The sequence below is a fragment of the Luteibacter rhizovicinus genome (assembly GCF_004342265.1).
GTDB lineage: Bacteria > Pseudomonadota > Gammaproteobacteria > Xanthomonadales > Rhodanobacteraceae > Luteibacter > Luteibacter rhizovicinus_B.
Map to the genome: position 1 here is coordinate 21,336 of NZ_SMCS01000013.1, position 22,113 is coordinate 43,448.

The following is a 22,113-nucleotide window of genomic DNA, read 5'->3' on the forward strand; positions in this document are numbered from 1 at the left end:
CCCGTCGCGCTCCCGGTGCCCATGCTCACCTCGCTGTACGTCCGTCAGTTCGCCGTCGTCGAAGAAGCCGAAATCGCATTTGGCCCCGGTCTCACCGTGGTCAGCGGCGAAACCGGTGCCGGCAAGTCGTTGCTGGTCGATGCCCTCATGCTCCTGGCCGGCGCCCGCGCCGATTCGGGCATGGTGCGCTCGGGCAGCGACCGGGCCGAACTCGCGGCGGAATTCGATCTCACCGGGCTGCCCCTCGCCGCCGACTGGCTGCGCCAGGAAGAGCTCGACGACGGCGAGACCTGCCAACTGCGTCGCGTCATTCGCGCCGAGGGCAGTTCGCGCGGGTGGATCAACGGACGCCCCGCCAGCCTCGCGCAAATGTCGGCGCTGGCCTCGCTGATCCTGGAAATCCACGGACAGCACGAGCACCAGGCCCTGCTTTCGCGCCAGCACCAGATGGCGTTGCTCGACGCCTATGCGGAAAACGAAGAACGCGTGGCCCGGGTCCGCGATACGGCGCGCGCCTGGCGCGATGTCGGCGCACGCATTCGTACGCTGTCTGGCGGCGACGACCGCGAGCGCCAGATCGAACTGCTGGCTCACGAACTGGAAGAACTGGACCGCTGGGCGCTGGCTCCCGCCGCCCTGGACGATCTGGAGGCCCAGCACCGGCGCCTCGCCAATGCCGGACGGCTGGCCGAAGGTGCCAACGGCGTCGTCGAATTGCTGGACGGCGAAAGTGAATTCGCCATCGGCCGCGCCCTGCTCCGAGCGCACGCCGAGCTGTCCAGACTGGCCGAACTGGATGCCACGCTCGCACCGATACTGGAATTGCTCGACAGCGCGCAAATCCAGGTGGGCGAAGCCGTCGACGGTCTCGGCCGCTACGCACAGGACGTCGAACTCGACCCCGAACGCCTGGCCGAGGTCGACATCCACCTCACTCATCTGCATGACCTTTCCCGCCGCTACCGGCTACCGATCCGCGAACTGACGACCAAGGCCGACGAAGTACGCGAGCGCCTGACCGAACTCGAAGGCGCGGGCGACGCACTGGACCGGCTGGGTCGCGAACGCGACAAGCTGCTGAGCGACTACGCTGCCGCCGCGGGCGAGCTCAGCACGTCGCGCCTCGATGCGGCGACCCGGCTCGGTACGGCCGTCGCGGGCCTGATGGGTGAGCTGGGCATGACGGGAGGCCGTCTGGTGGTTCATCTGGAGGCGGTCGAAGGCGACGATCCCGATCCGCAGGGCCGCGAACGTTGCGAGCTGTTGGTCAGCGCCAACCCCGGCCAGCCACCGCGTCCGCTGCGCAAAGTCGCCTCCGGCGGCGAACTTGCCCGTATCAGTCTCGCCATCGAAGTGGCGACGCTGGGCAACGATCAGATCGGCTGCATGATCTTCGACGAAGTGGATACGGGCATCGGTGGCGCCGTCGCCGAAGTGGTCGGGCAGAAACTCCGGGCGCTGGGCGAAAGCGTCCAGGTGCTTTGCGTGACGCATCTTCCGCAGGTTGCCGCGCAGGGTCATGCGCATCTTCTTGTCTCGAAGCAAAGCGACGGCGACTCGACCCATACGCAAATCGAAGTACTGAATGCCGGCGGTCGTCGCGACGAACTGTCGCGCATGCTGGGTGGCGTCGAAATCACCCGCGAAACGCGGGCCCACGCGAAGAAGATGCTCGACAGCGCACAGGGCTGACGACGAGGCTCGTTGACGGCGGGCTCTTTGTAGGAGCGTGCTTGAGCGCGCTCCTACACTGCAAAACTCGCGTCCGCTCAGGAGCGGATAAGTCCCCGCTCCGAGGCCATCCGGTAAAGATCCAGTTCCGATCCCGCGCCAAGCTTGTTCATCACGGCCGCGCGGTGAATGTAGATCGTCTTCTGACCGATACCGAGTTCGGCCGCCACCTGTTTCGGGGCGCGGCCAGCCGCGAGCAGCAGGAATACTTCACGCTCGCGGGCGGTAAGCCGGTTGACCGGGTCCAGCTCGATGCTTGGCCGCTCCGAACGACGCTGGCGAAGATCCGAACTCAGATATTGCTGACCCGTCATGACCGAGCGCAGCGCTTCCACCAGCTCTTCCGGTGCCACGCCTTTGGTCACGTACCCGCTCGCACCACGGCGCAGCGCTTCGGATACGTAGGGCTCGCCGTCGTGCATGCTGAGAACGACGATGCGCATGTCCGGAGAAATGCTGGCCAGATGCTCGATCAACGGCAGACCGCTGCCATCGGGCAGCGACAGATCGACGGCCACCAGATCGGGCCTGTGTTGGGTAACGGCTTCCACGGCTTCGTCGGCGTTGCGGCATTCGGCCACGACGTCGAGATCGGGCTCCAGTTCGATGAGCCTTTTGAAACCTTCACGCACGATGGCGTGGTCGTCCACAAGTACGATTCTCAGCATGAACGGACTGTAACAGGCGAACCGTACGCTTGGGGATGGGCAGACACCGAATCGAAACGAACGGACGCCATGTAACATTCCGCCATGCGCCCATCCGTTCTCCATCGCTACGCCGGACCCCTGCTCGGCTTAGGTTACTTCGCCCTCTGGATATTGCTCTGGCCTACGGAGCAGCCTTACTGGGTCCTGCCCTTTGGCCTGCGCTTCGGCGCACTGCTTCTGATGCGGACACGCGACTGGGGCTGGATCATTGGCGCGGAAATCGCCGGCAGCGCCGTCTGCGAATGGCGCAGCGGGATGCCGATCGGCGGCATGGGCTTCCTGCTTGGCGATGTCCCCGAGCCGGTCATGGCGGCCATGTGTCTCTGGCTGCTCCGTCGCGCCCACCTGCACGCCAGCCTGAATACCCCCGAGGACGTGGCACGCCTCCTGCTCTCCGCGATGGTCACCGCCACGGTAGCTACCGCGGGCAACGCCGCCATGATGGCCTCCCTCCACCCCGCCGCGCCGGTGGAGATGCTGGGCAGCACCTTCGGTAGCGACCTGCTTGGCAATTATCTAGGCGTTCTGCTGGTGGTGCCGGTGCTGGTGCTGATCGCACGTGAACGCCCGACACAGGCGGCGCTTGCCGAGCTTCTTCTGGACGGTTTGCTGGTCATGCTTCCGTCGCTGGCGATCCTGGTTACGCTTTCCGAATATTCGCCCCAGCCCCAGTTTGCCCGCGTACTGTCGCTGGCCCCCGTGCTGTTCTTCGCGTTCCGGCACGGCTGGCGCGGCGCGGGCCTGGCGATGCTGATCACAAGCGTGGGACTGAACGTCACCGACGATATGGTGGGCCGGGGCGCGCCGACCGCCGCGGCACATCTCTTCCTGGCCGTGGCGGGCACGGGCACGCTGATGCTTGGCGCGGCCACCGACGCCCTGCGCCGCAGCAGCGAACGGGTAGCCCAGCAGAACGTGCATCTGGCCGCTGCGAACCAGCGACTGGATCAACTGGCGCGTCAGCTGCGCGACGCCGCCCGCGGCAATCTCCAGGCCGAAGAAAGCCAGCGCCGGCACATGGCTGCCGAGTTGCACGACGAACTGGGGCAAAACCTCACCGCCATCCAGACCCATATCAAGCTGGCGCAAGGCCGGCTGGGTCAGGCCGGTCTGGAGGATATCGGCACCTCGATCAACGGCATCCTGGCCCATATGCGACGGGCACTGCACCGGATGCTGGACAGCCTTCGCCCTTCCGTCCTCGACGAGTTTGGCCTGCTCCGCGCGCTGGACGAGGGCCCGCTTCGCGACATGCTGGCTGCCGCAGGCATTCACTACCGTACGGACCTGAGTGGCGACCCGAGGCTTCTGGATGACGACACCCTGACCGCTATCTATCGCGTCGTCCAGGAAAGCGCGACCAATGCCGTGCGGCACTCCGGCGCCAGCGAGTTCCGCCTGCGGCTGCGTATCGGCGTACGCGGGGCCGTCACCCTTGCGCTGCTGGACATCCGCGACAACGGTGCGGGACTGCCCCCGGCCCCAGCGCCCGTCCGCCTGGACAGCGGCGGACGCGGCCTTCAGGGCATGAGCGACCGCATCACCGCACTGGGCGGCATCTTCCGCATCCGCCCCGAAATCCGGGGCCTTCATCTACGCGTTCTGCTGCGAAGCGGTCCCGTCTCGGAACAGCTACTGCCGGGCGTCTCCGGGTAGCTATAGGAAATTTTCCGATACCGGGTCGATGAACGCTTCGTTACGATCCCATTATCGATGTGGGGGAGCCGCCGTCGAGAGACGGCGAGCCCAGGTCGGTCGTGGGGACGACTGGCCTGATGAGGCGACAGGATGTCAGCCTCGCCGGTGTACTTGGGTGTACCGGAGATGCCGCGAGCAATTCGCGATCTCCGAACCTTGGGAAAGCCGGATCAGCCGCCGGTGGACAGGAGTCCACCGGCGGCGTTTTTATTTGCGCGCTTGCAGGATCGCCCTCGAGCGCGATCCCCTGAATGCCGGACGCGAACGATCGCGACGGCGCCCTTTCCGGACACCACCTCGTCATTCGTACTTATCTGTGCCCGTCTTCGCAGGGACCGCGGTCGGGAGCGCTTCTGCAGCGCCCCCTGAAATGTCTCCGCGATGCGCTTATTTGCGCTTTTTCGGGCGCACGTAGAGCACCAGACTGTGATCCTCGATCACATATCCATGGCGTTCGGCGATCTGATGCTGGAGACGTTCGATCTCCTCGCTTATGAACTCGATGACCTTTCCGCTGTCCACATCGATCATGTGGTCATGGTGCTTGCCACGGTCCAGTTCGTAAACGGCCTGCCCGCCTTCGAAGTTGTGCTTCATCACGATGCCGGCGGCTTCGAACTGGGTCAGGACGCGGTAGACCGTGGCCAGCCCGATGTCCTCCTGGTTCGCAAGCAGACGCTTGTAGATATCTTCGGCGGTGAGGTGACGTTCGTCGGCCTCTTCGAAGATCTGCAATATCCGCATGCGCGGGTGGGTGACTTTCAGACCCGCCTTGCGGAGCTCTTTCGTTTCCTGATCCATAAGACCCCCTCGCGGTGCCGTAAGGCGCTTAGTGTATCATCGACAGCTTCACGATCCGGACGTAACTACGCATGCAAAAGTTCATCCGCACGCTGGGTTTGGCCATGATGGCAGTTGCCATCGCGGGCTGTGGCCTCGTCTATACCCCCGACGTGCAGCAGGGCAACCTGCTCGACAAGAAAAACGTCGATCAGCTCCAGCCTGGCCTGACCAAACGCCAGGTGCTCGTCCTGCTCGGATCTCCCTCGGTCAGCTCGCCGTTCAACCAGAATCGCTGGGACTACGTCTCGACCTTCTCGCACCGCGGCGGTGCACCGACCAAGCGCACGCTTACCCTGACCTTCAATAACGACACCCTGGTCCGTACCGAAGGCGATTTCTTCGCCGGCGACGCGACGCAGCAGTTGAAGGACGCCAAGAAGTACAACGCCAACTACCCCGTGGATGAAACCCAGGGTGACAAGTCCAAGACCAAGGATGACAACAAGGAGAGCGGCGGCTTCGGCGTGGGCGTCAAGGGCAGTACGGACGACGACACCAAGAAGTGACGATCAGGCGCCGCGCGATGCGCGGCGCCTTCTCGCATCCATGGGATCTATCGTCAGCGGACGATAGATCTCGACACGGTCCCCCTGTTCCAGCAAGCGCGTGACGTCGACCCGTCGGGAGAAAATCCCCAGACGATCCGGGTCCACCGACAGCGCCAGAGGAAGTCCCGACGCCCGGGCCAGTTCGACGGCCTGGCCCACGGTCGTACCGGCAGGTACGCTCAGGGGAACGATCACCTGCCCTTCCGGCCCCGCGTAAGCCACTTCGATGGCGAGACGATCAGCCATAGGTTCGGCGAGCCTCGTCGCAGAAGTCGTCGACCATCCGGTTCGCCAGTCCCTGGAATCCGAGTTTCAGCACCGAGCCGCCCAGGCCCGAGTATTCGAAATCCAGCTCCAGCGAAACCTTGCAACCGGATGCTCCCAACGGATGGAAGCCGAACACGCCGTCCAGCGATTTGAACGGGCCTTCCACGAATTTCATGGTCATTCGCTCCGGACGCTCGGCGACGTTGCGCGTCGTAAAGCTCTGACGCAAACCCGCGAATTTCAGGTCGAGGCGGGCGACGAGTACGTTGCCGTCGCGCTCGATTACATGGGCGGCGTCACACCAGGCAAAGCGCTTTGGGTATGCTTCCACATCGTTGACCAGGTCGAACATCTGCGCCGGCGTGTACGGCACCAGTGCGCTACGGCGAATCTGAATCACGAATACCTCGTCTTGGCGCGCTTCAAAGCTTCATCATCCGGCCGATGGACTGACCGGCCTTGTATCAACGACTCGATTCCCCGATTTTAACGGACATGGCAAAAGCAAAAGCAAAGGACACCGAAAAGGACGGCGGCGGCACCATCGCGCTGAATAAACGCGCACGCCACGAATACCACATCGACCAGCGCTACGAGGCCGGCATCGCCCTCCAGGGCTGGGAACTGAAGGCCTTGCGGGCAGGTCGAATCAACTTCGGCGATGGCTGCTATGCCATTGTGCAACATGGTGAAATCTTCCTCATCGGCGCATCCATCCCGCCGCTGATCAGCGCGTCGACCCACGTCATCGCGGAAGACCGGCGCACCCGCAAGCTGCTACTGCATCGCGAGGAAATCGACCGCCTGATCGGCGCCGTCGAACGCAAGGGCTACACCCTCGTTCCCACAGCGATGTACTGGAAGAACAACAAGGTAAAGGTCGAAATCGGCCTCGCCCGCGGTAAACAGGACCACGACAAGCGCGATTCCGAAAAGGAACGCGAGTGGAGCCGGGACAAGCAGCGCGTCATGCGCGCACACAACAAGCTTGGCTAGTGAGGTCGGTTTCGCGCATTCCATTGGCTATCGCGCAACCGACCCCATATACTGTCGCAGGCTTTCATTAGCTTTCTCCTCGGGGGTGTTCTGGCTTCGACGGGGGTAGTGCGATTGCTTGGTGCATGCCGAGGGGGCAGCTTTCCTCGTTAATCCAGCAGCAAACTTATAGTTGCCAACGACGACAACTACGCTCTCGCCGCTTAAGGCGTAAGCCCCGAACCCACTTGTGCTCGTGCTTGTCGGTGTAGGGTCACTATCACGGGATCGCCGAAGACTTCTGACTGTGGGTCTTAGGCAAGAATTAGCAGTCTGGTTTGCCGGCGCGCTTAGCACGCCGTGCTGTCGGCAAACGAGATCCAACGGTGAGCTAAGCATGTAGATCCGGGGATTAAACGCCTTCGGACGCGGGTTCGACTCCCGCCACCTCCACCAATAAGAAAAGCCCCGACTGGAAACAGCCGGGGCTTTTTCTTTGGACAACGTAGAGGCCCATGAGTGACACCGAGCAACGCAGTGTTGCGGCTACGCGTACAGCGGCCTTCCAACCGCCTCGTTCCCGTTCTGTTTGATCCAGTTGGACCGTGTGCGACCAGGCTTGTGCATATCACTGCTTCGGATTAAAGGGGTCGTAGTGGTTAAGTTTCGGCGAAAAGCACTCTGCCCGTTTCTTGCCGACACCATCAAAAAATGAGGGCCGAATCACTGATAGAGGTTCCGGCCTTTTTTCTGCCTACTACATGAGCTTCATCGCACCCCGCGGCAACTGAAGCAATGACCTATCGTCACCCGATCTCAGCGACCGTGCTTACCGTAGTGATTGCTGGTGTGCGTATTCCGGTAGCTGCCACCGCGATGCGAGGAACCGGAACCGCTGGAATAGCGTCCGCCGTGACTTTCGCTGTGGTGCGCGCCCGAATAGTGAACGCGGGAAGAGCCGCCACTATGCCCCTTGGCCAACGCCAAAGCAGGAACACTGGCGAGCGCGGTTATAGCGATCAGCGCCGCCAACACCTTTATCTGCTTCATACGATCCCCCTGATTACCGGAATACCCCGGCACGAGCGTGTCCCCCTGACACACTGCGCGCAATTATGTACGTTTCTTCGCGCCTGTGTATTTTCAATCGATGGAGAGTCACCCCGGGTAAGCTTCTGCCCATGCAAGGCACCCATGGGCAAGTCACATGAACATAACCGACCTCGCCGACGCTTATCGCGCCTATATCGCTTGCCTCAACACACAGGAATGGTCGCGGCTGGGCTACTTCGTTCGTGAGGATGTCCAATACAACGGCGAGCCCATCGGGCTATCCGGGTATCGCGAGATGCTGGAACGCGATTTCCTTAAGATCCCCGATCTCCGCTTCGACATTCAATTGCTGGTTTCCGAACCGCCTTTTGTTGCTGCTCGTCTTGATTTCAACTGCACTCCGAAGGGCCAGTTCCTCGGTCTCGACGTCAACGGCCAGCAAGTTTCGTTCGCCGAGAATGTGTTCTACGAGTTCCGCCAGGAGAAGATCCGCAAGGTGTGGTCGGTCATAGACAAAGCGGCCATCGAAGGTCAACTCGCGCTGAGAAAAACCAAGCGCTGACTGCGTCCAGGCACGTGCACGAGGCACCCCAAATTAGCTCCAGAAAAAAGATCAGCATGATTTATCGCTAAGCGATAAATCATGCTGATCTTTTTTGCATGTCCATGCGCAATAACGGCAAGTGATGTTATGGACAACAGGCCTCCCCGTTTCATCGGGCAGGAGGGAGCCCAGCCCGCTCTCTCTGCTGGCACGCCTCGGTTGCAAGCCCGTTCGACAAAGTGTATAGACAGCAACGATATCCACGTTTGGTAAATGTGGATTTCCACTGGTAGTGCTTATCAAATCGTGCTCACCAAAAGGGAGAATGTCGATATGAAGATCATATTCGCTGGTTTCGTTTTGATTGCGGCAGCCGTATCTGCGAACGCCAGCGGGATAGGCGACCACCGGGATCCGAACCAGGGCGGCTATAGCAACGCGCCGGTGTGTCCAGATGGGCAAGTGGCTCAATTCGTCGGCGTAATCAACGGCAAGGCCACCTGGCGCTGCGTACCCGCTTGAGCAACGCGTCCTGTTGAGATGGCTGATCAGCGCCTTCAATGCCGGATGGCTACACGTACTCTCGGCTTAATCGCCAAGTGACCTAAAGGGCAGGCCTTCCCGTTTCATCGGGTAGGCCTGCCCTTTTTCATGCTTCGACCCGGGTCAGCACGATGGCATTCGTGCCGGATCGATCCGTCATACGTGGCTTCCTGCCATCGTGTCTCACGTCATGTCTCGTCGTCCGCGCGGACGATTCATGCCGGCTGGTAGACAGCTGCCACGACGCCCGAAGCGAAGGGGGTCGTGCTGATCAGGCGCAGATCAACAGGGCTGCGCAGTTCGGAGAACAACGGCTGGCCTTGGCCCAGCACAACCGGATGAATGCCCAGTCGATATTCGTCAATGAGGCCAGAGGCAACGAGGCTTTGGGCGAACCGGGCGCCTCCATGCGCAAGAATGAAATTGCCCGGCTGTTCCTTCAGTCGGAGAACTTCCTCCACGAGATCGCCGCTTGCCACCGTGGGTTCGGCCCAGGACTGCAGGACCGCCGCTGTCGGCGTGACGCCATGCCGCTCCGCATTGCGAGCTTTTGCTTCGGCGAGCGCCTGCGTCGTCCGTTCCACCTGTGGGCCGTCCTTGATCCCTTTCCTCGAAAAAATGACCTTGGGGATGTCGTTCATCGGAGGCGCGATCGGCATGTCCGAAAAGGGCCAGAACGCTGCCATGTCGTAATAGCTACGGCTTCCCATGATGTGCACGCTGGCTTCGCTAAGCGTATTGAGAACCCATTCGGTGGAATCGGCTCCTCCCGATGTCCGGAATATCCAGTCAATCTCGCCGTTCGGTCCACAGACAAAGCCATCCAGCGAGACGGACATCTTCAATACCAGCTTTCTCTTTGTCGCCGTTGAGGTAGCCATAATTCCTCCTTAACCCTTGCGATGGTGGGTAGAACCAGGATGCCAATGTCCATTTTTGCCTCTTTACAGAACTACGACGAACGGCGGGAGCACATTTCGACACGATCCGAGGCGCGAGATCAGAGGACCCGCGGTGGATCCGACCTGGGATTGATATCCGACTATCCGAAGGCCAGGTTGATCCTTGGTCATATGGGAGAGCTGCCGCCCTGTCACATGACTCGCTTCGACCAGGGCTGGGCCTTCAACGCCACTCACCGGGCGAAGCATTCGCCCACTTACTGCATGCGCAACAACGTCTGGATCGCGACGAGTGGCAACGTATCGGCGGCCTCCTTGACGGGTGCACTCATGTCGCTTGGTGCGGAGCGCATCTTGTTTGCGACTTGCACCAAGAAAAACCACGCGAAAACTGCATTCAGGCGCGTGCACGAGGCATCGGAAAGACCGTGCTGCGACGGTGCAAAAACGATCAGGCCTCGTGTGAATGCATATGCGCGAGCACCCGCTCGCGACCGTCGATCGACATCGCCTCGTTCAGTCCTTCAAGCGCTCCGCGAGCGGCACCTTCCGCACGCGTCCACATCGTTTCTTCGAATTGCTCGACAGCACGGGGCCAGTCGTCGCCCGATGCCAGAGCCAGTCCGAGTTCGGCGGCGTCGAGCATCGCCAGATTCGCGCCTTCGCCGCCGAAAGGCGTCATAAGATGCGCGGCATCGCCGATGACAGTGATGCCCTTCTGGTGCGGCCAACGATGCCCGGGCGGCAAGGACCATAGCGGACGGAACGCCAGATGCGTCGCGGCCGGGCCGATGAGGGACAACAGCGACGCATCCCATGACTCGAATTCGGCCAGCAGTTGATCGCGCAAGCTTTTGGATTCGTCTGCCGCCGACTGCGACTCGCGCCCCCAGTCTTCGGGCACCTTCAATGCCGCATAGACGCGAACATGGCCGTTGGCATTGCGCTGTGCGATAAGGCCTTTCTCGTCGCCAAGCGCGAATATTTTGCCGCGCCCCACAAGGTTCGCGATGTCGGGATGTTGGCGATCGACATCGTCGATGCCGAGTTCAACGAAGAGCACGCCGGTGTAAAACGGCAAGATCGGTGAAAGCTGTGCACGCGTGCGCGACCACGCGCCGTCCGTACCGACGACCACATCGAATCGCGCGGTTTGTCCCTCGACGAACGTCAACTCGAACCCATCGTCGACGCACTGTACCGACGACACACGCATACCCCATTGCACCGTATCGGGCGCGAGCGATGCCAGAAGCAGGTCGCGCAATATGCCCCGATCGACTTCCGGCCGATCGCCGTCTTCCTGTTCGTCGAACAGCAGCGCGCCGGAACGGTCGTACACGCGGGAGCCCTGATCCTCGTATCGTGCGATGTCGCCAAACGCCCCATACAGGCCGGCGATTTGCAGTGCACGTTGGCCGGACTCCGCGTGCATGTCGAGCGATCCGCCCTGCGTGCGATGCGAGGTCGAAAGCTCGGCCTCGAATACCGATGCACGGATGCCGCGCTCCTGAAGCACGCGCGCCAATGTAAGGCCCGCGGGTCCCGCGCCGACGATCCCGATACGTAACGATTGCGCCACGAAGCCCACTCCCACAGTATGATATGCATAGCATCCTATCTTTTTACATAGGATGCAATGTATCGGAGACGGATCGTGTCGGAACCACCGCTTTCATCCCTCGCGGGACACTTCATCAATCGCGCTTCCCGGCTCCTTCTCCGCCGAGGCGAACCGCGCCTGCGCGCTCTTGGCATCAGTGCGGCCCAACTACCCGTGCTGGGCACACTGAAGGATGGACTACCCAGGACACAGGCCTCGCTCGCGGCACTCATCCAGGTAGAGCAACCGACCATGGCGCAGCTTCTCTCCCGTATGGAACGAGATGGGCTCGTCGAACGGACGCCCGATCCCGCCGATCGACGGAGTAGCTTCGTAAGCCTCACCCCGGCCGCGAAGGCTCTGCTACCCAAGGCGCACAAAGAGCTCGTACGCGGCAACGCGGAGGCCCTAAAGGGATTCACGGACGAAGAACGCGATACCCTGGTGTCGCTACTCGAAAAGGTGATAGCGAACCTCGATAGCCCAAGCTGACCGATTAGCTGGTTCAGCACGCACTGGAACACGAACTCGCCGAATGCGCGTGATCCGCTGAAGCAGCGCCCGATCTTTTGCAACGAAACTCAGGTCGACATGGCACGCGGCGCAGAGGCCTGGTCTGCGTATCGGTAGCGCGATACTTCCAGCGATGCCGTGCCATCGATCACTTCCAGCGCCGCGCGTCCGCCGAAGGGCAACGTGACTTTGTCCATGCCATGTCCGATCGAAATGCCGCGAAGCAACGGGGTTAACGTGCCTTGCACCGCGCGGCGCAGCGCATGATCGGTGTCGTAGCCGTTGTCGTACTCACTGATACGTTGCCCACCGAGACTGCCGACGATGATCGCGCGCTGCGCATCGAGAACGCCGGCGAGTTTCAGTTCGAAAAGCATACGCTCGATGCGAAAAGCATGCTCGCCCGATTCTTCGATGAACAGGATGCCATCGTCGATACATGGAAAGTACGACGTACCCAGAAGGCTGCATATCGCCGACAGGTTGCCGCCCCAAAGCGTGCCTTCCACCTGGACGTCGTCGACATCGTCGGGCACCTGCCACGCAACATGGGTCGTTGGCGATTGCACGGTATGCCAGAAATGCCGCCACGTGGAATCGCGAAGAAAACCCGCACCGAAATCGCTCGCCAGCATCGGACCATGCATGCTCGTCAGACCGCAGCGGGCATACAGCGCCGCCTGCAGGACGGTGAAATCGCCGTGCCCCACGAGAACGGTCGACGTTTCGAGCAGGCGTTCGCGAATGCCCCGATAGTCCAGCCGGTCGAGGATTGCGATGGCGCCATAGCCACCGTGGGCGGCCAGAAATATGTCGGGGACGGGGCGATCCGGATCGGCGATCGCGTTGATATCCGAGGCGCGCTGCTCGTCGTTTCCCGCGAAACGCAGGTCGATACGATCCACGATATCCCCGCCGGATACCTTGTGTCCTGCAGCTTCCAGGCGTTCGATGGCACGCTGACAAGCCGCGCGGTCCTCCGCATAACCGGATGGCGCAATGATCCGAATGTCGAATCGTTTTGGCATAGGGACCCTGTGGCTGGATGGGCTAACCAATACGCTTCCTCCATCCACAAGGCAACCGAAATTCGCGAAATTCGGTATTTTTGCGATAACCATGATGCGACCCCCAGCGAACGGCGCGCCGAAAGGCCCGGCTCCGATGGAATACGGCGGGCCCAGGGTCGATTAGAAGACAATAGCGGGTGGCGCGATCACCGCAAACGGCAACGCACGAAGCGTTTCCGGCAAAGCAACGGCCGTTTTCGGCAGCGCGTGAATACGACGGCTACCAGCCGTCGTATTCGTCCACCAGCGAGAGATCGTCCGAAGGCTGTGTCGCGCGCGTAAGCGTTTCGCGTGGCTGCTCGCCGAACATGTGCCGATACTTTTCGGCGAACCGCGAGAGATCCCACATGCCGCAACTCAACGCGACCGACTTGACCGAACGACGCCCGGCCTCCGCCGTCACGAGACTGCGGTGTGCGACACAAAGTCGAAGCATGGCCAGATAGCGGTTGGGCGGTACGCCGAGCAGATCGTCGAAGGCATAGCGCAGACCGCGTTCGCTGGCGCCGGCGGCCTGGCAAAGCTCCTGCGCATAGATATCCCGACGCAGGTTGGCACGCATGAAGCGCTCCGCACGACGCAACACCAGATAGTGCGCACGCCGGCCTCGCGACGACATCGGGCGATCTTCCGATGTCGAGGCCATCGCGGCGGCGATATGCCGGTTTACCAGATCGTCGACCGGTCCGAGTACCGCTCCTCCATCCCACGGCAGTTCGTCCCGGATTTGCTCGTATGCCTTGGCCAGTTCGGGCGAACGCGAACAGAACAGGCGCAGGCGCTGCGAGCTGGCCTCGGGATCGCCTTCTCCCCGTGCCGCGAAGCATGCGCGAAACCGCGATGCCGGGACCAGCACCAGCGTCACCCGCGCGCCACGCTCGAACATGAAGTCGGTGGACACGCCGGGCAGAAGCGTCACCGCCATGTCCGGGTCCACGCTGACTCCCTGGCACCAGCTACGTTCGGACGCGTGATGGACGTAGGCGAGCAGGCACCAGTCTTCCGGCACCGTGAAGCTGCCGCGCACATCGAAACCCAGGTCCAGAGTCATGTAATACGCCGCATCGCACATAGCCGATGCGATCGTCGCGCGTGGTCGTGCCGGATTGAGCATCAGCAGATCCACATCGCAGAACCTGAGGGCTGACCCCAGGGTGACCAGATCGAATTCTTCCCACCTGTCCAACCCCTGCTTGTCGGACTTTATCGACATTGCCGTCTCTCCTTGGGCGATCCCTAGTGACGTTAGTCTGAAGTCAGTTGCTATGGAATCGCACCGCGACGGGAGGCTCGGACGACCTTCGTCTGACAAAACGGACTGGAACGACACGCACTCGCGTTCGCAGCCCGGCGGCCGTCCTGGTAAAGGTGATCGAAGAAAATAGGAACTCGCTTATCACTGGATACCCCCTTCCCGTGAGAAGACCGTTCGAGCGCGGTCGCGCGATACGGTATTTACCCTGCATATGCGCAACCCCATAGGCGAATTTCACGCCATGTCGAGCCGTTTGGTCATGTATATGACGCAAATAGAGCAATGCAGTGTGAATTTGCCGGTTTTGCGTAACGAAAGTATGGCGGGTTTAAGTAGAACTACTGCCCGCCATTACCCTAGCGCGGCGCGCGCCAGACCGGAAACCACGCCCAGGGAGGGGTCGCCATGGACCACGGAGATACCTGGAAAACTCGTCCGCACGCGTGCCTGGACCTGAGGAGAACGGGACGTACCGCCGGTAAGGAAGATGCTGCCCGGAGCCTCGGGCAGATCGTTGCGGGTTTCCTCGAGCAGGCGCTGCATGCGATCGAGGAAATCGTCCGATGCCGCCTGGAAATCCGCGTCGTTCGCTTCGATGGTGAGATCCGCTTCGATGAAGTCGAGCGTGGCCGACGCCGTCGGGGCGGAGCTGAGATCGATCTTCATGCGTTCGGCCGACTGATTCAGGCGCGTGGTCGCACCTGTCGACTGGAGCGCGCGCAGACGCGCACCAAAGGGTTCGTCGACCAGACGGTAATCCTGCTTGCGGAATTCACGCTGTTTCGGAAGGTTGTGCACGCTGGCCGCTTCGACGAAGTGATGCACCGGTACACCCGACAAGTCCTTGCCGAAGTGCGGCATGAAACTGTGCAGGCTTACGCCAATGTCCAGGTCCGTACCGCCGCGCGGCAGGCCCCAACTGCGGTGGACGATGGGCGCGATACCGCCGCCCAGCTCCGCGTAAGCGACGTCCGTCGTGCCGCCGCCGATGTCGACGATCACGGCGCGCTGCCGGTCGGTCAGTTCCATGTGGTAAGCCATCGCTGCCGCGGCCGGCTCTTCCAGGAACGTTACGGCGTCGAAGCCCGCGATGTCGGCCGCTTCGCGAAGGATGCCAAGCGCCTGTTCGCCACCGGCCGGCCCCATCGAGCTACGGAATTCGACCGGACGGCCAATCACGGCCTCGCGTACGGGCACGCCGAACTGCTGGGTGGCGGTAAGGCGGATATGTTCCAGGATGTGCGCGGCGATGCTGACGATCGTTTTGCGAACGCGCGGATCGAGCTTGTAGCCGAACATCGATTTCGGCGATTCGATCAGATTTCCCGTGCCTTCTTCCAGATACGCATCGACGGCGTCCTCGCCGAACATCGCGTCCTGGAAGCTCGCCACCGACGCCGATACCGCGCGGGTCTGCTCCTCCATCCACTGACGACGCACAATACGCACAGCTTCCCGGTGCAGCTGCATTTCCGGGCGCGCAGGCAAACCGGCCTGCCGCTCGTCGGCGCGCGATGCGCGCACGATCGCATCCACCTGCGCTTCCAGCACAGGCGTCAGCACGAAGTCCTCGACGTTGGGCACGACCTCCGGGAAAAACACGGCCGTCCGGAACTGCCGCGCGTCGCCGAAGCGCACCAGCCTCAGGTCGCCATCGATGATGGCGGCCGCGGCGGAATAGCTGGTTCCGAAGTCGATACCGATGCGCATGGGGAAAGGGGCTCTGGGGAACCGGATATTGTGGCTTAACCGGTAGCGCGAGGCCAGTGCGGGGAATGGCGGACTTGACTACACTCGACGAAACCCTAAGCAGCGAGCTCCCGAATGCGCCGACTAGTCCTCGCCTCGACCATCGCCCTACTTGTCCTCGGCGGCTGCCAGTCGCACGACGAAGAAACAACCGCCAGCGCACCGGCAAAATCCTCGACCTCCCCGCCCCCGCCCATGCCGGCGGTGAGCAACGAGCCGCATACGTTCTCGCCCGAGATCACGGCCGACGACTTCGCTGCCCATCTGCGCACGATTTCATCGGACGAATACGAGGGGCGTAAACCCGGCACGCTCGGAGAGCGCCTGACCACGCATTACCTCGTGGAAGAGTTCAAACGACTGGGCCTGATGCCGGGAAACAAGGGCGACTGGTTCCAGGCTGTGCCGGTGGTATCGACCGCGCTGCAGGGACAGGACACCCTGAAACTCAACGTCGCCGAAGGCGGCACGAACGAGGCGTTTGTCTTCGGCTCCGAGATGGTCGTGGGTACCTTGCAGGCCAAACCCGAGGTAGAACTGAAGGATTCGGACGTGGTCTTCGTCGGCTACGGCGTCGACGCGCCGGAAGCCAACTGGAACGACTTCGACGGCATCGACGTCAAGGGCAAAACCGTCGTCATCCTGGTGAACGACCCCGGCTGGAATGGCAGCGATGCCAGTCTGTTCAAGGGCCGGGAGATGACCTACTACGGCCGCTGGACATACAAATTCGAAGAGGCAGCCCGCCAGGGCGCCGCGGCGGCATTCATCGTCCACCAGACCGAACCGGCAGCTTATGGCTGGAACGTGGTCCAGTCGAGCTGGAGCACGCCACGCCTGGACCTGCCCGAACGCGAGGACCCCGCACCGCGCCTGGCTGTCGCCGGCTGGCTTACCCATGAAGCGGCACAACGTCTGTTCGCCAAAGCCGGTAAGGATTTCGATGCACTGGCCAAACAGGCCGACGTGCGCGGTTTCAAGGCTGTTCCTCTGGACGCAAAGGCGTCCATCAAACTCGACAGCGCGATCGCCCACGCAACCAGCAACAACGTCGTCGCCATGATCAAGGGCAGCAAGCGGCCGGACGAGGCCGTCATCTATACCGCGCACTGGGACCACCTGGGCAAAGATCCTTCGCTGAAAGGTCACCAGATCTACAACGGTGCCGTGGACAACGGCACGGGTATCGCCGCTCTGCTGGAAATCGCGGGCAAGTTTGCCGGCGAGCAACCGGAACGCAGCGTCATCTTCGCGGCGGTAACGATGGAGGAATCCGGCCTGCTGGGCTCGAAATACTACGTCGCCCACCCGCCCTTCCCGCTCGACAAGACCGTGGCCGACATCAACATGGATGCGCTCCCCATCACCGGACCCACCCACGATATGGAAGTGGTCGGACTCGGCCAGAGCGATCTCGAAGACACGTTCAAGGAGGTGCTGGCCAAGGACAATCGCACGATCAGCGGCGACGCCTCACCGGAGAAAGGCCACTACTTCCGTTCCGATCATTTCAATTTCGCCAAGGCCGGCGTACCCGCGCTGGCCGCGAACGGCGGTGTCGACATGATCCAGGGCGGCAAGGCGGCGGGCGAAGCCGCTGCCGAGGATTACGTGAAGAATCATTACCACCAGCCGACCGACGTTTACGATTCGCGCTGGGATTTCACGGGAGTGACGCAGAACGTGAAGGCGTTCTATGAGCTGGGCGAAACGCTCGCCAATAGCGACGTGTTTCCGAAATGGCGCGAAACCAGCGAGTTCCGCACGGCCCGCGAAAAAAGCATGAAGCACTGACCCTTATCTGTAGGAGCGCGCCTGCGCGCGAAAACACATGTGCGATATCGCCTGGCAATTGCGAATCGGCACACTGGCTTTCGCGCGCAGGCGCGCTCCTACAGAGGCCTCGCTAGCTCCACATCAATAATTCAACTGCAACTGCAACCGAATCAGATTGCCATCCACTCGCGCATACGGCGCCGTGGTGACATCCGTGCGGCGCATATTCGCGTACGCCACCGCGATCTCCACTTCCTTCACCGGCTGCCACTCCACGCCGACATCGAGTTCGTCCACCAGCATCCGCGGTGCATTGGTATCGAATTTCGAACCGCCGCGATACGTCTGCCACTTCACGTACGGCATCAGCGAACCGAACTCGCCGTCGAACTTGTACATGACCTGCGCATAGCCACCGCGTAGCGACTTCGTGCGGATCGTCTTGCGCGCGACATCCAGCTCGGGACCGCGCCCCACCGTCCACTCCGCCTGAAAGCCGAACGGCTGCGGGTAGTAGATAACGTGGGCGGCGACACGGCGGTCGACCGACCCCTCGGCAGGCGCATTGACGGACGGCGTAAACGTCGATCCGCCGATGGAAACCGATGTCGGCGACGCGACCTTGTAACGGCCGGCATACGCGTCGGCACCCACTTCAAGGTATTGCCCGTTCGCGAATTTGAACGGATAGGTCAGATGCAGCACCGTGTGCAGCTGGTCGTTGCGGTCGGGGCGATTGGCGCCCTGTCCGTTGTAGAAACCGAGACCGACGACGCCGTAATCGCCCGAACCTTTAAGGCCCGACTTCTGCAGGTACGAGAAACGTTCCGCCGCCACGCCCGGGGAGTAATAGAAGAACAGACCCAGATCGCGTTCGTCGCGCACCGCCGAGTTGAGCGCATCGGCACGATCCATCGCCAGACGGTTCTGGCTCGACTGCAGATCCTCCCAACCGTAAGGCACCTTCGACTGTCCGGCACGCACGCGGAAGGTCTTCGCCTTATCGAAATAGATGTCCGCATACGCATCGCGCAGCTGCGCGAAATTCGTCGTGCTTGAACCGGTAGGCGTGCTGGCCAGATCGGGCTGCAGGTAGATCGACATGCGATCGGAGACATCGCCACTCAGTACCACGCGTGCGCGACGGATGCCGAAGCCCTGGTCCTTGCCGATGAACTTGTCGCCCGGCGCTCGCAAATCCTTGGCGTCGCCGCCAGCTTCCTGGTTGTAACGCATCTGTACGTATCCGCGAAGGCCGATGCGGTCATACCACTTGCTGCTTTTCACGGAAGACGCGACGGGCGCCGCAACGACGGCGACCGGGGTCGCGGAAACGGCCGTCGCGGACTGCGTCGCGGTCACGCCTGCCGTGGCGCCCTCTTCCGCGCGAACAAAACGCCCCAGTTTCTGCCTGCCCGGACCCGGCTCGGCGTAAATCTGCTGCGTTTTAGTATCGACGTACAGCTCCAGAGCCGCCTGGGGCGCAGTCTCGGCAGTAGCCGAGGCACACATTCCCCACATGGCGGTAGCCAGCGCTCGCTTCTTCATCCCTAACCTCATCATTTTGAGAAAATACTCAAACGTCGGCGATAAAGGCATCAATAGATGTCAACGCGCACTTATCGCCCGAGAGCGGCGCGACGTTAACCGGCCAATATTTCGACGGGATGACAGACCCGGGCCGGGCAGTAACCTTTTCGTTGCCGCAGCGCAACACTTTCGTAACGTAGCGATGCCGGGGGATAATCCGTTCCGCCAGCGCGCAGCCAGGGGAACGGCGTTCAAGGGGTGGCCGGTCAATAACCGCGCCTATCGCGCTCCACGACCTCCAAGCCAATCGGGAACTTACGACTATGACCTTCGGGAACACGCGGACGCCGCGACGTCTTGCCATTGCCCTGCACATCGCCGCCGTTCTCGCTGCCGGCTCCGCCGTCGCGCAGAATGCTCCCGCCGAAAACACCGGCACCCCGCCGCCGAAAACGGCAACGCTGCAGACGATCAACGTCACCGCCGAAAAGCGTGTCGAAGACATGCAGAAAGTGCCGATCTCCATGACGGTGCTCCCTGCCGAAAAGCTCGAAGCTTTCGGCCAGGCCGGTGACGGCGTGCTTCAGCTCGCATCGCGAGCGCCCAGCGTCTACGCCGAAACGTCTTACGGTCGCGAGTTCCCGCGCTTCTATATCCGCGGCCTGGGCAACAGCGATTTCGACCTCAACGCCTCGCAACCGGTATCGATGGTCTTTGACGACATCGTCCAGGAAAATCCGATCCTGAAGGGCTTCCCGCTGTTCGATCTGGAACAGGTCGAAGTGTTGCGCGGTCCGCAGGGCACGCTGTTCGGCCGTAACTCGCCCGCCGGCGTCATCAAGTTCGAATCGCGCAAACCGACGCAGGAAACCACGGGCTATGCGCGCGTTTCGTACGGCTCGCTGGGCACCGCCAACGCCGAAGCCGCCCTTGGCGGCGCGCTCAGCCCGAACTGGTCCGCGCGCGTGTCCGCACTGGCCCAGCATCGCGATGGCTGGATCGACAACGCCTATACCGGCGAGAAGAATGCGCTGGGCGGTTACAACGACCGCGCCATTCGCCTGCAGGCGCTGTACAAGGCCAGCGAAACGTTCGATGCGCTGATCAATGTCCATGCCCGCTGGCTCGACGGCAGCGCCATGGTCAACCGCGCCAACGCCATCGAACTCGGCGGCCCCAGCTTCGTGCCCGGTTTTGACCGCGAGACCGTCGCGCAGGACGGCAACAACCGCCAGCACCTGTTCACGTGGGGCAGCAACCTGCACATGAACTGGCACTTCGGCGACCTGACGTTCACGTCGATCACGGGCCTGGAGCGCGCCACCACGTACAGCCTCGGCGACGTCGATGGCGGTTACGACGCCTCCGAAACACCCGCGACGCCGGGTCTGGGCAATCGCTACACCACGCCGTTCTATTCGGAAACCGCGGACGCGCTACCGAAGGATCGCCAGATCACGCAGGAATTCCGCCTTGCGAACGATCCGTCGAACCAGCTGAAGTGGCAGGTCGGCACGTACTACTTCGACGAAGACATCGCGATCCGCAACTTCTCCTACGACACGCTCAACAACCACGTGCTGAATGGCGACGTCAGCCAGGCGCAGCGCACGAAGGCGTGGGCGATCTTCGGCTCGGCCGATTACAGCTTCACGGATACGTTCGATGTCCGTGCCGGCGCGCGTTATTCGCACGACAAGCGCAACTTCACCGCCACGCGCACGCTGGGCTTCACCGGTCCGGTGGGTCCGTTGACCTCCGATCCGGTCGACGCACGCTGGAGTGGCGACCTCACCGGCACCTGGGCGGTGGCGGCGAACACCAACGTCTACGCACGCATCGCCAACGGCTTCCGTGCGCCCAGCGTGCAGGGCCGCATCAACTTCAGCAACTCGATCTCGACGGCGAAGCCGGAAACGATCACCTCGTACGAGCTGGGCGTGAAAACCACCAGCGACGACAACAAGGTCCGCTTCAACGCCGACGTGTACAAGTACAACATGCACAACCAGCAGCTCACCGCGGTTGGCGGCGCCACCAACGTCACGCAGCTGATCAATGCGAAGAAGACCGAAGGCTACGGCGCCGAGTTCGACCTCGAGGCCTACCTGTCGCCGAACCTCATCGTCACGGCCGGCGGCAGCTACAACCATACTGAGCTGAAAGATCCCAACCTGGCAGTCGCACCCTGCGGCGGCGGTTGCACCGTCCTCGATCCGCTCAACAGCACCGGCAACGCCATCATCGACGGCAACCCGCTGCCGAATGCGCCGAAGTGGATTGGCACGTTCACGGCGCGCTACGGCATTCCGTATGGCGATAGCGGCGAGTTCTTCGTCTACACCGACTGGAACTATCGCTCGGAAGTGAACTTCTTCCTGTACGACTCGGCCGAGTTCCGCAGCAAGGCGTTCCTCGAAGGCGGTCTGCGCGTGGGTTACAACTGGAACTTCGGCAAGCGCGAAGTCGCACTGTACGGCCGCAACATCACGGGCAAGCAGGTGATCACCGGCGGCATCGACTTCAACAACCGTACGGCGTTCGTGAACGATCCGCGCGTTGTGGGTATCGAGTTCCGCGCGGAGCTGTAATCGCATAGGGCAAAACAAAAAGGCCGGTCGCGTGCGACCGGCCTTTTTTTGTGTCCGGGGTTCGACAAACCCCACTCCTACTCGCCGTTATTCTTCCCTCATCGTCATTCCGGCGCCCGTGTATGGACCGGAGACATCGTGGACAGGTGTGCCAGGACATGGTGGACACTTTATCGCGGTAGTCGCAGGTCGACGACATCGAGCCAGTGGTG

General features: G+C 61.9%; 20 protein-coding genes and 1 other RNA gene. 10 read left to right on the top strand and 11 right to left on the bottom strand.

The genetic code is table 11. The features are described 5' to 3' along the window. Positions 1 to 21 precede the first annotated feature (21 nt). Positions 22 to 1,692: a DNA repair protein RecN gene (recN, locus tag EC912_RS19020; RefSeq protein ID WP_132147604.1), complete on the top strand. Its 1,671-nt coding sequence runs from the start codon at positions 22 to 24 to the stop codon at positions 1,690 to 1,692. 77 nt (positions 1,693 to 1,769) lie between these two features. Here recN and EC912_RS19025 read toward each other — a convergent pair whose 3' ends face one another. Beyond that, positions 1,770 to 2,399, bottom strand: coding sequence for a response regulator transcription factor (locus EC912_RS19025; protein ID WP_132147607.1), 630 nt, complete (start codon positions 2,397 to 2,399; stop codon positions 1,770 to 1,772). Between the two features lie 84 nt (positions 2,400 to 2,483). Between EC912_RS19025 and EC912_RS19030 the strand changes: the two genes are divergently transcribed. Next, positions 2,484 to 4,097 carry an MASE1 domain-containing sensor histidine kinase gene (locus EC912_RS19030; protein WP_132147610.1) on the top strand — a complete coding sequence of 538 codons (1,614 nt, stop codon included), beginning with the start codon at positions 2,484 to 2,486 and terminating at the stop codon, positions 4,095 to 4,097. A 429-nt stretch (positions 4,098 to 4,526) separates the two neighbouring features. On the opposite strand, the gene fur is transcribed toward EC912_RS19030, so the two are convergent. Continuing rightward, a complete protein-coding gene (gene fur, locus EC912_RS19035; RefSeq protein WP_132147613.1) occupies positions 4,527 to 4,940 on the bottom strand; it encodes a ferric iron uptake transcriptional regulator in 414 nt (137 codons plus the stop codon). A 71-nt stretch (positions 4,941 to 5,011) separates the two neighbouring features. On the opposite strand from fur, the gene EC912_RS19040 reads away from it, so the two are divergent. After that, entirely contained in the window at positions 5,012 to 5,488 is a 477-nt protein-coding gene (locus EC912_RS19040) for an outer membrane protein assembly factor BamE (protein ID WP_132147616.1), read from the top strand. Between the two features lie 3 nt (positions 5,489 to 5,491). Here the strand turns inward: EC912_RS19040 and EC912_RS19045 are convergent, their stop codons facing one another. Both EC912_RS19045 and EC912_RS19050 read right to left on the bottom strand, forming a co-directional pair. Continuing rightward, positions 5,492 to 5,776 carry an RnfH family protein gene (locus EC912_RS19045; protein WP_132147619.1) on the bottom strand — a complete coding sequence of 95 codons (285 nt, stop codon included), beginning with the start codon at positions 5,774 to 5,776 and terminating at the stop codon, positions 5,492 to 5,494. After that, a complete protein-coding gene (locus EC912_RS19050) occupies positions 5,769 to 6,197 on the bottom strand; it encodes a type II toxin-antitoxin system RatA family toxin (RefSeq protein ID WP_132147622.1) in 429 nt (142 codons plus the stop codon). The genes EC912_RS19045 and EC912_RS19050 overlap by 8 nt, the downstream gene beginning before the upstream one ends. A 95-nt stretch (positions 6,198 to 6,292) precedes the next feature. Between EC912_RS19050 and smpB the strand changes: the two genes are divergently transcribed. Further along, positions 6,293 to 6,793, top strand: a complete 501-nt coding sequence (gene smpB / locus EC912_RS19055) for an SsrA-binding protein SmpB (RefSeq protein ID WP_132147625.1) — start codon at positions 6,293 to 6,295, stop codon at positions 6,791 to 6,793. An 81-nt stretch (positions 6,794 to 6,874) separates the two neighbouring features. Continuing rightward, positions 6,875 to 7,228, top strand: a transfer-messenger RNA (tmRNA) gene (gene ssrA / locus EC912_RS19060). Positions 7,229 to 7,588: 360 nt separating this feature from the next. Here the strand turns inward: ssrA and EC912_RS19065 are convergent. Then, positions 7,589 to 7,822 carry a hypothetical protein gene (locus tag EC912_RS19065; protein ID WP_132147628.1) on the bottom strand — a complete coding sequence of 78 codons (234 nt, stop codon included), beginning with the start codon at positions 7,820 to 7,822 and terminating at the stop codon, positions 7,589 to 7,591. A gap of 157 nt (positions 7,823 to 7,979) precedes the next feature. Here EC912_RS19065 and EC912_RS19070 point away from each other — a divergent pair, with 157 nt between their 5' ends. Next, on the top strand, positions 7,980 to 8,387 hold the full coding sequence (locus EC912_RS19070; RefSeq protein WP_132147631.1) for an ester cyclase: 408 nt from the start codon (positions 7,980 to 7,982) through the stop codon (positions 8,385 to 8,387). A 255-nt stretch (positions 8,388 to 8,642) separates the two neighbouring features. Continuing rightward, positions 8,643 to 8,891, top strand: coding sequence for a hypothetical protein (locus EC912_RS19075; protein WP_132147634.1), 249 nt, complete (start codon positions 8,643 to 8,645; stop codon positions 8,889 to 8,891). Positions 8,892 to 9,127: 236 nt separating this feature from the next. Here EC912_RS19075 and EC912_RS19080 read toward each other — a convergent pair whose 3' ends face one another. Then, complete coding sequence (locus tag EC912_RS19080) at positions 9,128 to 9,793, bottom strand: dihydrofolate reductase family protein (RefSeq protein ID WP_132147637.1); 666 nt, start codon at positions 9,791 to 9,793, stop codon at positions 9,128 to 9,130. Between the two features lie 472 nt (positions 9,794 to 10,265). Continuing rightward, on the bottom strand, positions 10,266 to 11,396 hold the full coding sequence (locus EC912_RS19085; RefSeq protein ID WP_132147640.1) for an FAD-dependent oxidoreductase: 1,131 nt from the start codon (positions 11,394 to 11,396) through the stop codon (positions 10,266 to 10,268). Positions 11,397 to 11,471: 75 nt separating this feature from the next. Between EC912_RS19085 and EC912_RS19090 the strand changes: the two genes are divergently transcribed. Beyond that, positions 11,472 to 11,909 (top strand): MarR family winged helix-turn-helix transcriptional regulator, encoded by a 438-nt coding sequence (locus tag EC912_RS19090; RefSeq protein WP_207906899.1) that lies wholly within the window; start codon positions 11,472 to 11,474, stop codon positions 11,907 to 11,909. An 89-nt stretch (positions 11,910 to 11,998) separates the two neighbouring features. On the opposite strand, the gene EC912_RS19095 is transcribed toward EC912_RS19090, so the two are convergent. From EC912_RS19095 to EC912_RS19105, 3 genes are all read right to left on the bottom strand, one after another. After that, entirely contained in the window at positions 11,999 to 12,958 is a 960-nt protein-coding gene (locus tag EC912_RS19095; RefSeq protein ID WP_132147646.1) for an LD-carboxypeptidase, read from the bottom strand. Between the two features lie 262 nt (positions 12,959 to 13,220). Continuing rightward, complete coding sequence (locus EC912_RS19100) at positions 13,221 to 14,213, bottom strand: helix-turn-helix domain-containing protein (RefSeq protein WP_132147649.1); 993 nt, start codon at positions 14,211 to 14,213, stop codon at positions 13,221 to 13,223. Positions 14,214 to 14,606: 393 nt separating this feature from the next. Further along, the gene (locus EC912_RS19105) at positions 14,607 to 15,965 is read right to left on the bottom strand and encodes an Hsp70 family protein (protein ID WP_132147652.1); all 1,359 of its coding nucleotides are present in this window, start codon (positions 15,963 to 15,965) and stop codon (positions 14,607 to 14,609) included. 114 nt (positions 15,966 to 16,079) lie between these two features. Between EC912_RS19105 and EC912_RS19110 the strand changes: the two genes are divergently transcribed. Then, a complete protein-coding gene (locus EC912_RS19110) occupies positions 16,080 to 17,798 on the top strand; it encodes a M28 family metallopeptidase (RefSeq protein WP_243649357.1) in 1,719 nt (572 codons plus the stop codon). Positions 17,799 to 17,921: 123 nt separating this feature from the next. On the opposite strand, the gene EC912_RS19115 is transcribed toward EC912_RS19110, so the two are convergent. After that, positions 17,922 to 19,328, bottom strand: coding sequence for a porin (locus EC912_RS19115; protein WP_132147655.1), 1,407 nt, complete (start codon positions 19,326 to 19,328; stop codon positions 17,922 to 17,924). A gap of 305 nt (positions 19,329 to 19,633) precedes the next feature. Between EC912_RS19115 and EC912_RS19120 the strand changes: the two genes are divergently transcribed. Next, entirely contained in the window at positions 19,634 to 21,901 is a 2,268-nt protein-coding gene (locus EC912_RS19120; protein ID WP_132147658.1) for a TonB-dependent receptor, read from the top strand. Positions 21,902 to 22,113: the final 212 nt, after the last annotated feature.

What these genes read in the sequence shown, in the direction of transcription:
- fur (WP_132147613.1), bottom strand. Translation starts at nt 4,940, where the DNA reads ATGGATCAGGAAACGAAAGAGCTCCGCAAGGCGGGTCTGAAAGTCACC.
- EC912_RS19025 (WP_132147607.1), bottom strand. Translation starts at nt 2,399, where the DNA reads ATGCTGAGAATCGTACTTGTGGACGACCACGCCATCGTGCGTGAAGGT.
- EC912_RS19115 (WP_132147655.1), bottom strand. Translation starts at nt 19,328, where the DNA reads ATGAAGAAGCGAGCGCTGGCTACCGCCATGTGGGGAATGTGTGCCTCG.
- EC912_RS19120 (WP_132147658.1), top strand. Translation starts at nt 19,634, where the DNA reads ATGACCTTCGGGAACACGCGGACGCCGCGACGTCTTGCCATTGCCCTG.
- EC912_RS19065 (WP_132147628.1), bottom strand. Translation starts at nt 7,822, where the DNA reads ATGAAGCAGATAAAGGTGTTGGCGGCGCTGATCGCTATAACCGCGCTC.
- EC912_RS19040 (WP_132147616.1), top strand. Translation starts at nt 5,012, where the DNA reads ATGCAAAAGTTCATCCGCACGCTGGGTTTGGCCATGATGGCAGTTGCC.
- smpB (WP_132147625.1), top strand. Translation starts at nt 6,293, where the DNA reads ATGGCAAAAGCAAAAGCAAAGGACACCGAAAAGGACGGCGGCGGCACC.
- EC912_RS19110 (WP_243649357.1), top strand. Translation starts at nt 16,080, where the DNA reads ATGCGCCGACTAGTCCTCGCCTCGACCATCGCCCTACTTGTCCTCGGC.
- EC912_RS19105 (WP_132147652.1), bottom strand. Translation starts at nt 15,965, where the DNA reads ATGCGCATCGGTATCGACTTCGGAACCAGCTATTCCGCCGCGGCCGCC.
- EC912_RS19080 (WP_132147637.1), bottom strand. Translation starts at nt 9,793, where the DNA reads ATGGCTACCTCAACGGCGACAAAGAGAAAGCTGGTATTGAAGATGTCC.
- EC912_RS19045 (WP_132147619.1), bottom strand. Translation starts at nt 5,776, where the DNA reads ATGGCTGATCGTCTCGCCATCGAAGTGGCTTACGCGGGGCCGGAAGGG.
- EC912_RS19095 (WP_132147646.1), bottom strand. Translation starts at nt 12,958, where the DNA reads ATGCCAAAACGATTCGACATTCGGATCATTGCGCCATCCGGTTATGCG.
- EC912_RS19100 (WP_132147649.1), bottom strand. Translation starts at nt 14,213, where the DNA reads ATGTCGATAAAGTCCGACAAGCAGGGGTTGGACAGGTGGGAAGAATTC.
- EC912_RS19070 (WP_132147631.1), top strand. Translation starts at nt 7,980, where the DNA reads ATGAACATAACCGACCTCGCCGACGCTTATCGCGCCTATATCGCTTGC.
- recN (WP_132147604.1), top strand. Translation starts at nt 22, where the DNA reads ATGCTCACCTCGCTGTACGTCCGTCAGTTCGCCGTCGTCGAAGAAGCC.
- EC912_RS19075 (WP_132147634.1), top strand. Translation starts at nt 8,643, where the DNA reads ATGTGGATTTCCACTGGTAGTGCTTATCAAATCGTGCTCACCAAAAGG.
- EC912_RS19030 (WP_132147610.1), top strand. Translation starts at nt 2,484, where the DNA reads ATGCGCCCATCCGTTCTCCATCGCTACGCCGGACCCCTGCTCGGCTTA.